Here is a 14,207-nt window from a genome sequence, read left to right on the forward strand (position 1 = left end):
TGCGTCGGAAAATCGTGGCATACCTTGTGCCGTGAGAGACGCCGTTCGCCTGTGTATGTCCGTTGCCGTGGCTCGTCTAGAATAGGTCGATATTACCTGGGGGGCTTCATGTCTGATTCGGCTACCGAGCAGCGGCTAATGACGTTTCCGCTGGAGGCGTTGGTCGCTTGCCATGAGTGCGATCTGCTGATGCACAAGCCGAGCTTGAGCGATGGCGAAAGTGCGGAATGCCCGCGCTGTGGCTATGAACTGTTCCGCCACCGGCACCGCGTGATCAGGCGCAGTCTGGCACTGGTGATCGCGGCCCTGCTGCTCTATGTGCCGGCCAACTTTCTGCCGATCATGCAGCTCAACCTGTTGGGGCAGACCACCGAGGATACGGTCTGGAGTGGCGTTGTAGGGCTCTACAACAGCGGCATGCAGGGCATCGCCCTGGTGGTCTTTCTCTGCAGCATGGCGGTGCCGCTGCTCAAGCTGCTGTGCCAGCTGTTGGTGCTGCTGAGCATTCGCCTGGATTTCGGACGCAGCTATGGTTTGCTGCTCTATCGCATTTATCACCATATGCGCGAATGGGGCATGCTCGAGGTCTATCTGATGGGCATCCTGGTGGCGATAGTCAAGCTGATGGATCTGGCCGACCTGAGCCTCGGTTTGGGATTGTTCTGTTTCGTCGCGCTGCTGTTGGTGCAGGTGTGGCTGGAGGTGACCATGTCGCCACATCAGATCTGGGAAGCCTTGTCCGGGGAGGACATTCATGCGGGCGATTGATGCGGGATTGCTGATTTGCCATGAGTGCCATCAGCTCAACCCCGTCGACCCAGACGTCAAGCACCAGTATTGCAGCCGCTGCGGTGCGCAGGTGCATGCGCGCAGGCCCGACAGTCTGGCACGCACCTGGGCGTTGTTGCTGACCGCGGCGATTCTCTATATACCGGCCAACCTGCTGCCGATCATGACGGTCAACAGCCTGGGCAAGGGGGCACCGTCGACCATCATGGGCGGGGTGATCGAGCTGATCCAGTACGACATGCTGCCGATTGCTGCGGTGGTGTTCGTCGCCAGTATCCTGGTGCCGACCTTCAAGCTGGTCGGCATCGCCTTGCTGCTGTACTCGGTGCAACGTCATCAGCCGATGTCGGCGCGCCAGCGCATTCTCATGTATCGCTTCATCGAGTGGATCGGCCGTTGGTCGATGCTGGATATCTTCGTCATCGCCATCCTGGTCGCGCTGGTGAACTTCGGCAGCCTGGCCAGCATCGAGCCGAATGCCGGTGCCGCCGCCTTCGCCAGCGTGGTGATTCTGACCATGCTCGCCGCCCTGACCTTCGACCCCCGCCTGATCTGGGACAATACGGAACCTGACCATGACTGATCTGCCAACGGCCAAGACTCGACCGGCTTCCAACTGGTCTGCCATTTGGGTGTTGCCCCTGCTCGCCCTGGCGATAGGGGCCTGGTTGGCCTGGCGCGCCTATTCGCAAGCCGGCATCGAGATTCAGGTGCTGTTCGAGAACGGCTCCGGTATCCAGGTCGGCAAGACCGAGGTGATCTACAAGGGCATCGCCATCGGCAAGGTCACCGAACTGGCGCTCGATCGTAGCGGCGAGCGGCGCGGGGTGATCGCCACGCTGGAGATGGACAAGGACACCGAGCCCCATCTGCTCAGCGGCACGCGCTTCTGGCTGGTCAAGCCCAGCGTGACCCTGGCCGGCATTACCGGGCTGGAGACACTGGTGTCCGGCAACTACATCGCCGTCAGCCCGGGGGAGGGCGAGCCGGCGCGCAAGTACACCGCGTTGCCCGAGGCGCCGCCGCTGGCGGACGACGTGCCCGGTCTGCACCTGACCCTGCACGCCGAACGCCTCGGCTCCTTGAGCAAGGACAGTCCGGTGTTCTACAAGCAGATCCAGGTCGGTCTGGTGAAGAGCTACGTGTTGGGCGCGGATCAGAGCACGGTCGAGGTGAAGCTGTTTATCGAGCCGCAGTACGCCAGCCTGGTGCGCAAGCACACGCGCTTCTGGAACGCCAGCGGCGTGTCCATCGATGCCGGCCTGACCGGGGTCAAGCTGCGTACCGAGTCGCTGGCCAGCATAGTCGCCGGCGGAATCGCCTTCGCCACGCCGGAGCACCGCAAGGACAGTCCGGCCACCGATCCGAGCATTCCCTTCCGCCTCTACGAGGACTACGACGCGGCGCAGGCCGGTATCCGCGTCGCGCTGAAGCTGCACGACTTCGAAGGCCTGGAGCCGGGACGCACGCCGGTGATGTACAAGGGCATCCAGGTCGGCCACATGAAGACCTTCAAGGTCGATGCCGACCTGGGCGGCGCCCAGGTGGAGCTGATGCTCGACCCGCGTACCGAGGACTACCTGGTCGAGGGCACCGATTTCTGGGTGGTCCGACCGTCGATCTCGCTGGCCGGCATCACCGGTCTGGAGGCGCTGGTCAAGGGCAACTACATCGCCATTCGTCCCGGCGAAAGCGGCAATCCGCCGCTGCGCGAGTTCGTGGCGCGGCCCAAGGCGCCGCCGCTGGATCTGGGCGCGCCGGGGCTGCACCTGGTGCTGTTCAGCGACAACCTGGGGTCCATGGAGGTGGGCAGTCCGATCCTCTACCGGCAGATCAAGGTGGGGTCGGTGCAGAGCTTCCAGTTGTCGCGCGACGACCGCCAGGTGGTGCTGGGCGTGCACATCGAGCCGGAGTACAGCCATCTGGTCAACTCCTCGACCCGTTTCTGGAATGCCAGCGGTATCACCCTCAAGGGCGGACTGTCGGGGGTGGAGGTGAAGAGCGAGTCGCTGCAGACCCTGCTGGCCGGCGGCATCGCCTTCGAGACGCCCGAGCCGCAAGCGGCCAGGAGCGACCGGCGGGTGCAGCGTTTCAACCTATACGCCGATCGCGACAGCGCCCTGCAACCTGGGCAACCGATCAGCATCCGGGTCGCCAATGGCGACGGCCTGCAGCCCGGCACGGCGATCCGCTACAAGGGCCTGGAGGTCGGCAAGGTGGAGAGCATGAGCCTCACCGACGACCTGCAGGCCGTGGTACTGGGTGTGCGCATTACCGAGGCCGCCGAGCGTATCGCCCGCGAGGGCACGCAGTTCTGGGTGATCAAGCCGGAACTGAGCCTGACCCGCGCCGCCAACCTGGGTACCCTGGTCAGCGGTCAGTACCTGGAAGTGCAGCCGGCAGCCAAACCGGGCGCGCGGCGGCTGGAGTTCACCGCATTGGGCAGCCCGCCCAGTCAGAGTGCGCGTGAAGAGGGCCTGCGCCTGGTGCTCAGCGCAGCGCGGCGCGGCTCGATCAAGCCCGGCGTACTGGTCAGCTATCGCGAAATCCCGGTGGGCAAGGTGGTGAACTTCGAACTGGGGCCGACCTCGGATCGGGTGCTGATCCATGTGCTGATCGAGCCGCGTTATGCACCGCTGGTGCGCAGCGGCAGCCGCTTCTGGAATGCCAGCGGCATCGGCGTGGATGCCGGGCTGTTCAAGGGCGTCAAGGTGCGGACCGAGTCGCTGGAGGCGCTGATCGAGGGCGGTATTGCCTTCGCCACGCCGAACAACCCGGAAATGGGCGGGCCGGCGCAGCCGGGGCAGACCTTTGCGCTGTTCGATGAGCCTGAGGACGGCTGGATGCAGTGGGCGCCGAAGATCGTGCTGGAGCAGTGAGCAAACCGTAGAAATGAAAAAGGCCGCATCGAGCGGTCTTTTTCATTGGGCTTATGAAAGCTCGCGGCTGAAGCCGCTCCTACGGTCGTGTGAACCTTGGGAGGGGCTTGAGCTTCAAGCCGGCTCGACCGCTTCTTCCTGCTGCGGCGCCTGCATCTTGGCAGTCTCGCGCGGCTTGATGAACTTCCAGTCCGCCTCGTCGATGTAGATGCCGTTGGGGCCGCTGCCGCCTTCCAGGTCGATGGCCACGTGGGCCGAGACCTGTGGCTTCACCGAAGCCAGGATCGGCACGAAGCCGAGCTGCAGGCTGGTTTCAATCAGCGCCTGCTGGTTGCGTTCGTCGATGTCCGCCGCCTCGTCGAGGTAGTAGGGCAGGCGGATGCGCCCGGCCTGCTCGCGGTCCATCAGGTGCAGCAACAGGTACATGTTGGTCAGTGCCTTGATGGTCATGGTGGTGCCGTTGGATGCGGCGCCATCGATGTCGGTGTGGATGATCGGCTGGCCATGCACCTTGGTGATCTCGAAGGCCAGTTCGAACAGATCCTTCAGGCCGAGCTGGTTGCCGTTGGCGGCGACCAGGCGCGACAGGTAGTCCTTGGCTTCTTCGTTCTTGGCGTCCTGATCGGCCGACTGCGACAGGTCGAACACCGACAGGGTCTCGCCTTCCTCGTACTGGCCGGCGCTGTGGATGATCTGGTCGATATGGCGCAGGGCTTCCTTGTTTGGCGCCAAGACGATGCGGAAGCTCTGCAGGTTGGAGACCTGGCGCTTGTTGATCTCGCGGTTGAACAGCGCCAGTTGGTGTTCCAGGTTGTCGTAGTCGCTGCGGATATTGCGCAGGGTGCGGGCGATGTCGGTCACCGCGGCACGGCGCGCCTTGGCCAGAGTCAGGGCCTCGTCCTGGCGGTGGGCGTAGGCGTTGACCAGCAGTTGCAGGCGACGCTCGACGTCGTCCTCGCTGTCGAACTTGGCCACGCCTTTCAGGCGCACCTGGGCGTAGAGCGCCTCGATCTGGCCGTCGATGCGCTGCAGCGCCTGCCAGGTGTCCTGGTAGTCGTTGAGCAGCGGCAGCAGGTTGTCCAGCGAGTCGTCCACCGGCTCCATGAACGGCGTACCGAAGGGCAGGTCGGCCGGCAGCAACTGGCGACGGCGCAGGGCGTCTTCCAGGGTGCGCTCCTTGGCTTCCAGATCGGCCAGTTGACGACCGACCAGTTGCAGCTTGGCGGAGAGTTGCTGCACGCGTTCGGCAAAGGCATCGCTGGCACGCTTGAGTTCGTCCTGCGCGCCTTCCAGTTCGGCCAGGCGTTCCAGCTTCTGCGGCTCTTCGGCAGCCAGGGTCTGGCTCTTGCGGAAGTCCTCCAGGGCCTTCTGCGCGTCCAGCACGGCCTGGTACAGCGTCTCTGCCTGGGCCTTGCTGGCGGCGCGGTCGGCGGCCACCGACTGCTGGGTCTTGAGCTGCTTGAGCTCGCGCTCCAGGCGATCCTTCTGGTCGCGCAGGGCGGCGCGGTCGGCCAGCGCCTGCAAGGCCGGGGGCTCGATATGGCTGAGGTGGATGGACAGGCCCGGCACGGCGAAGGTGTCGCCCTTGAAGCGATCCAGTACCGCCTCGACCGCTTTGACCCAATCGTCGCCGTCGGTCTGGATGCCTTTCTCACCCAGCGGCAGGCTGAACAGCTGACCGTTGAACAGGCGCATCAGGCGGTCGACGTCCTGCTGGCTGAACTCCTCGCGCAGGCGCGAGTAGCTGTTGTTGTCGGCGTGATCAAGCTGCTGCTTGACCGACTTGAGGCGTTTTTCCAGGTCGCGCAGGCGCTCGTCCAGGTCTTCGCTGGAGAACTGCCGCGACTGCGCCAGGGCGCCGGCCAGTTCGTCGTGGGCGTCCTTGGCGGCGAGCAATTGCTCTTCCAGCACCTTGGCGTTTTCCACCAGGGCGAAGCGGTTCTTCAGCACGGAAAGCTCGCCCAGCCAGCGCTGGATTTCGCTGATCTCGCGCTCAAGGCGCATCAGCTCACTGGTACCGCCGCGCTGCTCGTTCTGCAGGCCGTCCTGCTCGTTGCGATAGTGTTCGGCCTGGATTACCAGCTCTTCCTTGCGCGCATCGGCGTAGTCGTGCCAGGTGCCCAGCAGGTTGTCGAGCAGTGGCGAGAGACGATGCAGCTTGCCGCGCAGCACTTCGCGCTGGGCCACGCCCGAGGCCAGTGCCTCGATCAAGGGGCCGGCGGTGACCAGGGCCTGGTAGTCCTGCTCCATGCGACGCACGTCGCGGAAGGCTTCTTCGGTGGCGGCGATATAGTCGACGCTACCCGAGCGCAGGCTGTGCTCGAAGGCATCGAGGAACAGCTGCTTGAGCTTGGCCGCGGTGATCTCGCGCATGTGCAGGAGGTTGATAAACAGCGCGCGGAAGGTCTTCAAGCTCTGCTCGCTGGTCGAGCGCAGCGGAATCAGGGTCAGGTCCAGCGGGATGCTGGTGTGACCGCCGACCAGCAGGCGACGCAGTTCGTCGGGCTTCAGTTCGTAGGCGGTGATGCCGGCCTGGCCGAGGTTCTTGAACAGTTCGCGCTGGCGCAGGCAGGTGCCGTTCTGCTGGTAGTGCTCCAGGTCCAGCTCGCCGGCGTAGGCGAAGAACTGGTGGCCGAAGCCGCCACCCGGGCCGCGACCGGCCACGCCGATCACGTGCGGGCCATGGGGCAGGGCGACTTCGACGAGGATGTAGCTGGTGTCGCTGGCGAAGTAGAACTTGCGCGAGGCTTCCAGGCTGTACTTGCCGAAGCTCATGTCCGACATGCGCGCCAGGATGGGGAACTGCAGGGCGTTGATCGAGGCGGACTTGCCCAGGTTGTTGGCGCCGTAGACCGACAGCGGGTTTTCCAGCGGGAACAGGCCGAGGCTGTAGCCGGCAGTGTTCAGCAGGGCGAAGCGGCGGATGCCGTAGCGTTCCTGGCTCATGCGTCCATCTCCTGTGTGGCGCGTTCGTCGGCCATGGCGCGGGCCAGGGCATCTTCCTCGGATTCTTCGATATCGATGACAGCGGTCGCGTCTGCATCGCCGTCATCGTCCAGCAGCACCGGCGCCGGCAGCGGCAGGTCGCTGCTGTGCAGGCTGGCGGCCAGGTCGCGGTCGTGCTGCACCGACAGGCAGACGTCGAGGAAGCGGTGCATCGGCGGCAGGAAGCGGTACACGCCGTTGCTGTCCTCGGCGAAACCGAGCTGGATGAGGCGGCGGATGATCTTGTCTTCCAGCTCCTCGAAAGTGGTCACCTCGGCTTGCAGGAACAGGTCGCGGTACTTGTCCAGCAGCGCCGGCAGCTCGTCACGGCCGATGCTGCCGCCGTCGAGTACGGAGAGCGGGTCGCGGCCCTGGTCAGCCAGATGTTCCACGAGGATAAAGGTGAACAGCGCCAGGCGCTGGGCGGTCTTGTTCACTTGCGGGGCGACCTGCTCGGGGACGAAGTAGTAGAAGCCGCGCGGGTCGCACACCAGCTCGAAACCGAGGGCGCGGAACAGCGCGCGGTACTGGTCCTGCATGCTGGACAGCTGGGCGTAGCACTCCGGCTCGCTGCGCGAGATGTGGTAGCCCTTGAACAGGTCGCGGAAGGCGGCCGCGAGCTGGGTCATTTCTTTTAGATCGATGTTCATGGCAATCCGTTGGCTAGTGGAGCCGAGTAGGGTGCGCCGTGCGCACCGGGTCGTCGGTTATGGTGTGCACAGCGCACCCTACGGAGTCTTGAGCAGGGGGTAGGGTGGACGACGCTTCATCCGTCCACCGCCCGGCAATCGCCAAGGTGGACAAAAAAAGCGTTGTCCACCCTACGTAGTACTCAGGCATTGGGCTGGCCTACCAGGGCATAGGAGCTGAGGCTGACCTCGTGCTCGCGGGTCAGGTACTGGCGGCGCTCCAGGCGTTCACGCTGGAAGCGCGACTCGCGCGACAGCCGCGAGAACCAGTAGAGCAGCTCGTCGGTGGCGCCTTCCGGCTCCTGTTCCAGCAGCCAGGCCATCAGGTCTGGCAGCGGCAGGGCCTGTTCGCAGCGTTCGATCATTTCCCGCGCGGTCTTCGGTGCCTTGGGCGCGCCGCCCTTGCGGCTACCGCTGGCCTTGGGGAAGTGCGCCGGCTTGGCCTCGAAGCGCGCCAGGGCGTAAACGTAGGCCTCGACCTGACTGGCGCTGCCGAGGAAGTTGCTCTGCGGCCGGGTGAACAGCGGCATGGCCGCCTGCGGCACGGCGTCGATACCCTTCTTGCGGATCACCGACAGCGCCAGCGCCGCGCCTCGGGTCACGGCGTTGTGCCGGCGCGCTTCCTCGCGCAGCGGCAGCAGCAGTTCGCGGGCCTTGCGCAGGGTCAGCTGGGCGGTGGTCTGCATTTCCAGGATGCGCGCGTGGGTGCGCAGCAGCAGGTCGTCGTCGACCAGTTGGCCGAGGCGCTGCTGGTCGCCGAGCAGGCGCAGCAGCACCTGCTCGACCCGGCGCACGCCCTGCTCGAAGGCGCCGTCGGCGGCGACCAGCTGGATCATCGGTTCGACATATTCGTCCCAGGTGGCCAGCACCTCGGCGTAGCGCTGGCGCAGGGGAATCTGCCGATCCGAGGTCTTGGCCCGGTCGGCCACACCCACCAGCGCCTGCTCGTCGTTGGCCAGCTTCTTCAGCACGTCGCGCACGCGCATATCGAGCAGGCGCAGCTGGCGCGCCAGGTCGTTGGCATCGCGCACTTCGAAGGCGTCCTGGATATAGCCGGCCAGGCGCTCCAGGTGGCGCAGGTAGGCTTCGATCTCCAGGCACAGGCCGAGGCGGTGCTCGCGGCGCAGGTAGGCGAGAAAGTCGTGGATCTGCGCGTTGAGCTCGAAACGGTTGGGGCTCTTGGCCACCGGCACCAGGATGTCCAGGCGGATCCAGGTGTCGAGCAGGGCGGTGGTGTCGCTGGGCGTGGCGTCGGGCAATTGCGCGGCGAGCTGGCCGCGCAGCTCCACCAGGCTCAGGGTGCCGGCGTCGAAACGCTCGCAGAGCGGTTCGAGCAACGTCCAGTGTTCGGCGAGGGCGCGCAATACGCGCTTGGGATCGATCATCGAGGCGCCGGGTCCAGGCAAGTGAAAAGAGGCGATTGTACTGCAAGGCGGGTGCCGGGTTTGAGCGCGAGTCGATCAGAGGCAGGTGACGCGTTGCGGCACATTGGGACGCGGCGGGCCCGGAGGGGCCGGGCAAGTCCTTGATATGGGTGGAAAAAGCGCTGCCTGGCGGCTGGCGCACTTTCTGCAAAGAGCTGCGCGTAGCCTTGCCGCCAGAGTTCGCCCATGCCCGCCACCGCCCTGAGTATCGACGCCTGTTGGCAAGAGTTGCAGCACCAGCGCGACCTGGACTGGGAGCTGGATGCCATCACCGACCGCAGCGAGGCCATCGCCTTTCTCAAGCGCTTCGAAAACCGCCTGTGCATCTATTCCAGCTACGTGGAAAAGCTCTACAGCAACTACAGCTTCGTGGTGCCGCAGGAGGCGGGCAGCATCACCATCCTGCCGGACGAGCTGGCCTGGCACGACACCTTTCACGATATCCCGGCCGACGCCGTGGAAGCCACCGGGGTACATATCCTGCCGGGCGAGGCGGTGGGCGAGACCGGGCTGTACCTCAAGGTGCCGGGCGAGTTTCGCCTGGTGGCCTCGCGCGAGCTGCCGTTCCAGGACGGCCTGCGCCTGCTGATCGAGCGTTACCGCGCACGCGGCGAGCATTTCCTGCCGGTGCTGGTGAAGGGCGATCTGCGCGAGTACGAGGCGCGCATGCCGTCGCTGCACCTGCACCGGATCAACCCGCACAAGCTGGCGCACTGCTCGCAGCTGAGCATCGACGCCATCCGCGGCACTATTGCCGAGCACCTGCTGGCGTTGTTCCGCCAGGGCTGACGGGCGGGTGTTACGCCGCTGTTGCCGGCGGTAACACCGCCGCCCTGATCATGCCGCGGCAGGCGGCTATTGGACGTCCTTTTCTCGACTATGGGTCGGGCCGTCCTGGCGCAGGCGTCCCTATAGTGGCCTTAAGGGCTCGAGTCGGAGCGCTCGACCGCCACCATAAGAAAAGGGGTTCCGCCATGCGCCAGTCCTGCCGTTTCGCCAAGCATGCTCTGGCATTGCTGTGCGCCTCGCTGCTGGTCGCGCCGGTGGCTCAGGCCAAGCTGGAGGAGCTGGCGGACGACGAGCTGTCGGCCATCACCGGACAGGCGTTTATCAACCTCACCACCGACAGCAATGCAGGTATCAATTACACCCGAGTCAACTTCGGACTGAATATCGATACCCAGCTGAACATTAAGAAACTGCAGCTTGGGCAGTACAACCGGGCCGGCGAGCTAGCGGGTTCCTCCGACATCCTGATCAACAATTTCGCACTGGGGACGGTGGGGCCTAATGACACCATCAACCCGTTCAAGATCGCCAACCCCTTCCTGGAACTGGCCTACGATGGAAATCGTGTAGTCGGGGTGCGTATCGGCTTCGGCGAGGCCAAGGGCACGCTGTCCGGCGATATCCAGAGCCTGACCGGCAACATCCCTGTGCATATCAAGGGCACGGGCGATGCCATCTACAACAAGTCGAATTTACTGCAGCAGAGCGCGCTGTTTCTGGCCGGCGTGTACCGCAGCAGCATCGTCGAAGCCGATGCCATATTGGTCAATTCCGGCGGGGCGGCCGATCCGGTTAGGGGCACGATGGCCGGTATCAAGAACGGTGACGGGCTCAACTGTACCTCGGGCTGCGCCGGGGGCTGGACCGATGCACTGCTGGGCGGGTTCGCTTCCAGCAACTGCAGCATTCTGGGCATCCAGACCTGCTTCAATCTCTCCCAGTTCCAGTCGCTGCCGGTGGGCAATACCAGCGATATGTCCAACATGCAGAACGCGGCCAAGGGTTTCTTCATCTCCCTACAGACCCAGGACGTGGCCTGGCGGGATATGGACAGCAACGCCTTCGTCACCGCACTTCAGGGCGCGTTCATGAACCTGCCCAAGTACCGCGACGCCAACGGTAATCTGGTCTCGCCGATCAATATCAATTTCGACCAGGCATTCAACGGCATTCCCCGGCAGGACACCTGCCTGGGCAGTGCAACGGCGGGGTGCTGAGCATGAGCATGAGGCGCTACCTGCTGCTGGCGGTCGCATTGCCGGCTGCAATGGCCCAGGCCATGGAACCCCTGAGCGATCAGGAACTCTCCGACGTGCAGGGCGCCGGTCTGGGCTTCGTGCTGGATCAGGTGCTGCTGGATGGCTCCGGCGCGCAGATCGTGATCAACGACATCACCAACGACCAGGGGCAGAACGTCCCCATTTCGTTGAAGAACCTCTACCTGGGTGCCGCCGGCAGCAACAAGGGCAGCAATCTCAACCCGGTGACCATCGGCAGCCTCGACCATCCCTTCGAGCTGGAACTGGCCAAGGGCGAGGAGCTGCGCACCCTGCGCGACGACGGTCAGTGGGTGCAGACCACGCCCAGCAATGTCGCCGTGCTGTCGTTCAACTTCCCCGAGCGGCTGACCGCCGGCGGCAACCCCTGTATCGCCAGCTACGCCGGCGCCGGCTCCAACTGCTCGACCGGTGCCAGCGGGCGCGCCGATCTGGGCATGCGCTTCGACTTCCAGGTGGCGGCCGGGCGCACCGAGATGCTCGCCCTGGATATTCATCAGCTGGTGATGGACGGCTCCTACCTGCGCCTGTGGGGTGACCCCGGACAGAACGGCAACGGCGAGCTGGTCGGCGAGGCGCGGGTGAATATCTTCGCCAAGACCCTGGAGATCATGTCCTGCGCCCAGGCCAACTGCGATACCGCCGGCGAGACCGCCGCCCAGCGCGGCGCGCGCACCCTCTATATCACCAACGGCTACGCCAATATCGCCCTGGGCTACGGCAAGTCGCAGCCGTTGCGGCTGCGCTCCAGCGCCGACGGCCAGTTTGTGCTGGAACTGCAGAACCCCACCGCCGCTGGCACCAGCGCGGCACAACGCCAGGCCCTGGCGACCGATTTCTACGCCAACGCGCCGCGCACCAATCTGGTGTTCGAGAACCTGACCGTCGGCGGCACGCGCAGCAGCCCCACCGCGATTCCCACCGGCGGCTACAACTTCGGGCGCAACGAGATTTCCGGGCTGAGCTTCAACTACCTCAAGGTGAGCAGCTATGACCTGCGCTAGCCGAAGCATGGCGTTGCTGGCGCTGCTGCCGGCGCTGGCCCTGGCCGAACTGCAGCCGCTGGACGACAGCGCCCTCAGCCAGATGAGCGGCCAGGGCGGGGTCTACCTGTCCGGCGAGTTCAGCATCAACAAGGACGGCGGCGTGCTCTGGGATACCCCGGCGAGCAACGACCCGGCGCTGTGGACGGCCAACCAGCGCAGCTGCGCCCTGGCCGGCGCGGCCAGCCCGGAGAGCTGCGGCCTGCGCCTGGCGATTCGTTCCGGCGCCAATGCCGGCTGGTACGTGCTGGACAACCTCAAGGGCATCTTCAGCTTCGAGGGCCTGACCCTCGACACCCGCACCCTGACCGGCGCGGGCGGCGAGCAGGAGGTGCTGGCGCTCGGCCTGCCCAACGAAATCCGCTTCAAGGACGGCAACTTCGCCTTCGGCGTGGCCAGCCAGGGCGGCTGGAAGAACAAGGCGCTGAGTGCCGCCAACGGCGGCGACCCCAGCTATCAGCAGACCAATATCTTCTCGGCCAAGATCGACGGCAGCATCCGCATGCAGGGCAGCGTGCTGATCTTCCCGACCAATTGAGGAGCCGCATCATGCAGCGTCACGCTTGGCTTTCAGCGCTCCTGCTGGGCAGCTCGCCGGTCTGGGCCATGCAGGCGCTGGACGACGACAGCCTGGCCGGCGTCAGCGGCCAGGGCGGCATCAGCATCGAAACCAGCGGCGGCGGCTGGTCGGCGGGCAGCATCGAGTACCGCGACGACGGCCAGAGCCTGCGCCTGGAAGGCGTCTCCAGTCGCCCGCAGCAAGCCGGCAGCAGCTCGACCACGCAGCTCGACGTGGTCGACGAGCGGTTGCAGATCGAGCATCAGGGCCGGCCCAACGAACTGGCGATCAGCAATGTTGGCTTCGCCGGCAGCGACAAGAGCTTCGGCGCCTTCCGCGCCTTCTATACCCTGGGCGCCAGCCTCAAGCTCAGCGGTGGCGGCGCCGATGGCGTGGCCGGCTTCAGCGTCGATGGCAGCCGCCTGAGCCTGGACGCGGTGACCTTCTATTACCGCGACAATGGCTTCGATCTGATCGTGCGCAACGCCTCCTTCGATGCCTACCTGAACAATGCCTATCTGGACATAGTCGGCGGCGGCGACGGTTCGGCGATCCGCCTCGACCTGGGCGACTCGCGCTTCGTTGGCCATATCGGCGCGATCAACCTCGACCTGGCCCACGGCGACCCGCTGCCGGGCGTGGCGGTCACCCCGGGCACGCCGGATACGCGGCACCCCGAGCACGGGCGCAGCTTCGGCCAGCTGGATATGGACCTGCGCCTGGGCGGCAGCATCCGCATCGCCGGCGGCGGCGCCACTGGTGAGGGGCTGCGCCTGATCCCGCAGATCACCATTGCCAACAGCCTGTTTCAGTTCCGGGACGACGGCGTGCTGCGCGCGGAGAACTTCGCCGGCGTGCTCAGCAGCCAGAACGGCATCACCCTCGACCTGGGCGAGGACGGCAGCGGCCGCTACGCGCAGCTGGCCTTTCAGGACCTCAAGCTCAATGCCAGCCTCGGCGGCCTGATCATCGGCAACCCGAGCAACCAGAAGATCGGCAGCCTGGCCCTGGACCTCAATTTCCAGGATCAGGGCGCGCGGCAGAACTGGTTCAGGCTGCGCCCCGGCGGCGATCCCAATTCCGGGCTCAAGGGCATCAGCGCGGATCTGTCGTGGAACATGGTCAGCAGCTCGGTCTCGCTCACCGATAACGGCAACAGCCTGTGGTTCAGCGGCCTGCGCACCCATGGCAGTGGCCAGCTCAGCCTGGATCTGACCAAGAGCTGCACCGGCGGCGTCAGCGCCGGCTGCTACGCCGGCAGCGCCAATACCCAGCCGGGCAGCGGCGGCTACGACGGCCACTTCGACGGCCTGCGCCTGGGCCTGAAGAATGTGGTCGGCAGCTACAGCTTCGACGGCCTGCGCGTCGGCACGGCCGATGCGCCGCTGCAGGGCGGCACCGAACTGCTGGTGCTGCTGGAAATCTTCCCGGCCTACGATTTCACCCTCAACGGCCAGCTGACCATCCGCCCCGGCGGCGCCAGCGGCGACGGCCTGCGCTACAACGCCGACTTCCTGATCAGCGACGCCAACGCGGCGATCACCGTCGACGAGAGCGGCAAGGGCCTGTGGCTGTCCGGCACGCGCTACGACATGCACTTTCGCGACGGTTCGCTGGACGTGACCCAGGACGGCGTGCAACTGAACAAGGGCACCTACTGGTCGACCCTGGACGTAGGCGACCTGCGCTGGGGCGACCGCCATAGCGGCCACAGCCTCGGCCGCATCGTGCTGCGCCGCTACGAGCAGGGCTCCACCCTCAGCCTCAGCTCCG

11 protein-coding genes are annotated in these 14,207 nt (G+C 65.5%); 8 read left to right on the forward strand and 3 right to left on the reverse strand.

Features of this window, described 5'->3' with window-relative positions:
* The first annotated feature begins 108 nt into the window (after nucleotides 1-108).
* Genes N878_RS25170 through N878_RS25180 form a run of 3 tightly spaced genes read left to right on the forward strand, consistent with a single transcriptional unit; the run spans nucleotide 109 to nucleotide 3,668 of the window.
* The gene (locus N878_RS25170) at nucleotides 109-768 is read left to right on the forward strand and encodes a paraquat-inducible protein A (protein WP_036989416.1); all 660 of its coding nucleotides are present in this window, start codon (nucleotides 109-111) and stop codon (nucleotides 766-768) included.
* Complete coding sequence (locus N878_RS25175; RefSeq protein WP_031304153.1) at nucleotides 755-1,372, forward strand: paraquat-inducible protein A; 618 nt, start codon at nucleotides 755-757, stop codon at nucleotides 1,370-1,372. The genes N878_RS25170 and N878_RS25175 overlap by 14 nt, the downstream gene beginning before the upstream one ends.
* A complete protein-coding gene (locus tag N878_RS25180; protein ID WP_031304154.1) occupies nucleotides 1,365-3,668 on the forward strand; it encodes a PqiB family protein in 2,304 nt (767 codons plus the stop codon). Before N878_RS25175 ends, N878_RS25180 begins: the two co-directional genes overlap by 8 nt.
* 114 nt (nucleotides 3,669-3,782) lie before the next feature.
* On the opposite strand, the gene mksF is transcribed toward N878_RS25180, so the two are convergent.
* From mksF to mksB, 3 genes are all read right to left on the reverse strand, one after another.
* The gene (gene mksF, locus N878_RS25185; RefSeq protein WP_021446237.1) at nucleotides 3,783-6,614 is read right to left on the reverse strand and encodes an Mks condensin complex protein MksF; all 2,832 of its coding nucleotides are present in this window, start codon (nucleotides 6,612-6,614) and stop codon (nucleotides 3,783-3,785) included.
* A complete protein-coding gene (mksE, locus tag N878_RS25190) occupies nucleotides 6,611-7,303 on the reverse strand; it encodes an Mks condensin complex protein MksE (protein ID WP_031304156.1) in 693 nt (230 codons plus the stop codon). Before mksE ends, mksF begins: the two co-directional genes overlap by 4 nt.
* Nucleotides 7,304-7,485: 182 nt before the next feature.
* Nucleotides 7,486-8,727: an Mks condensin complex protein MksB gene (mksB, locus tag N878_RS25195; protein ID WP_021446239.1), complete on the reverse strand. Its 1,242-nt coding sequence runs from the start codon at nucleotides 8,725-8,727 to the stop codon at nucleotides 7,486-7,488.
* Nucleotides 8,728-8,952: 225 nt separating this feature from the next.
* On the opposite strand from mksB, the gene N878_RS25200 reads away from it, so the two are divergent.
* The 5 genes from N878_RS25200 to N878_RS25220 form a co-directional block, all read left to right on the forward strand.
* On the forward strand, nucleotides 8,953-9,555 hold the full coding sequence (locus N878_RS25200) for a hypothetical protein (RefSeq protein ID WP_021446240.1): 603 nt from the start codon (nucleotides 8,953-8,955) through the stop codon (nucleotides 9,553-9,555).
* 185 nt (nucleotides 9,556-9,740) lie between these two features.
* Complete coding sequence (locus tag N878_RS25205; protein ID WP_021446241.1) at nucleotides 9,741-10,772, forward strand: DUF6160 family protein; 1,032 nt, start codon at nucleotides 9,741-9,743, stop codon at nucleotides 10,770-10,772.
* 8 nt (nucleotides 10,773-10,780) lie between these two features.
* Nucleotides 10,781-11,836 carry a hypothetical protein gene (locus N878_RS25210; protein ID WP_031304158.1) on the forward strand — a complete coding sequence of 352 codons (1,056 nt, stop codon included), beginning with the start codon at nucleotides 10,781-10,783 and terminating at the stop codon, nucleotides 11,834-11,836.
* The gene (locus N878_RS25215) at nucleotides 11,823-12,413 is read left to right on the forward strand and encodes a DUF6160 family protein (RefSeq protein WP_031304159.1); all 591 of its coding nucleotides are present in this window, start codon (nucleotides 11,823-11,825) and stop codon (nucleotides 12,411-12,413) included. Before N878_RS25210 ends, N878_RS25215 begins: the two co-directional genes overlap by 14 nt.
* An 11-nt stretch (nucleotides 12,414-12,424) precedes the next feature.
* Nucleotides 12,425-14,207: DUF6160 family protein (locus N878_RS25220; RefSeq protein ID WP_021446244.1), on the forward strand; the 1,783-nt coding region annotated here is incomplete at its 3' end.

This window comes from Pseudomonas sp. EGD-AK9 (genome assembly GCF_000465935.2).
Taxonomy (GTDB): domain Bacteria; phylum Pseudomonadota; class Gammaproteobacteria; order Pseudomonadales; family Pseudomonadaceae; genus Aquipseudomonas.

Coding starts and splice junctions, on each gene's coding strand:
- N878_RS25170 (WP_036989416.1), top strand. CDS start 109: ATGTCTGATTCGGCTACCGAGCAGCGGCTAATGACGTTTCCGCTGGAG.
- N878_RS25175 (WP_031304153.1), top strand. CDS start 755: ATGCGGGCGATTGATGCGGGATTGCTGATTTGCCATGAGTGCCATCAG.
- N878_RS25180 (WP_031304154.1), top strand. CDS start 1,365: ATGACTGATCTGCCAACGGCCAAGACTCGACCGGCTTCCAACTGGTCT.
- mksF (WP_021446237.1), bottom strand. CDS start 6,614: ATGAGCCAGGAACGCTACGGCATCCGCCGCTTCGCCCTGCTGAACACT.
- mksE (WP_031304156.1), bottom strand. CDS start 7,303: ATGAACATCGATCTAAAAGAAATGACCCAGCTCGCGGCCGCCTTCCGC.
- mksB (WP_021446239.1), bottom strand. CDS start 8,727: ATGATCGATCCCAAGCGCGTATTGCGCGCCCTCGCCGAACACTGGACG.
- N878_RS25200 (WP_021446240.1), top strand. CDS start 8,953: ATGCCCGCCACCGCCCTGAGTATCGACGCCTGTTGGCAAGAGTTGCAG.
- N878_RS25205 (WP_021446241.1), top strand. CDS start 9,741: ATGCGCCAGTCCTGCCGTTTCGCCAAGCATGCTCTGGCATTGCTGTGC.
- N878_RS25210 (WP_031304158.1), top strand. CDS start 10,781: ATGAGGCGCTACCTGCTGCTGGCGGTCGCATTGCCGGCTGCAATGGCC.
- N878_RS25215 (WP_031304159.1), top strand. CDS start 11,823: ATGACCTGCGCTAGCCGAAGCATGGCGTTGCTGGCGCTGCTGCCGGCG.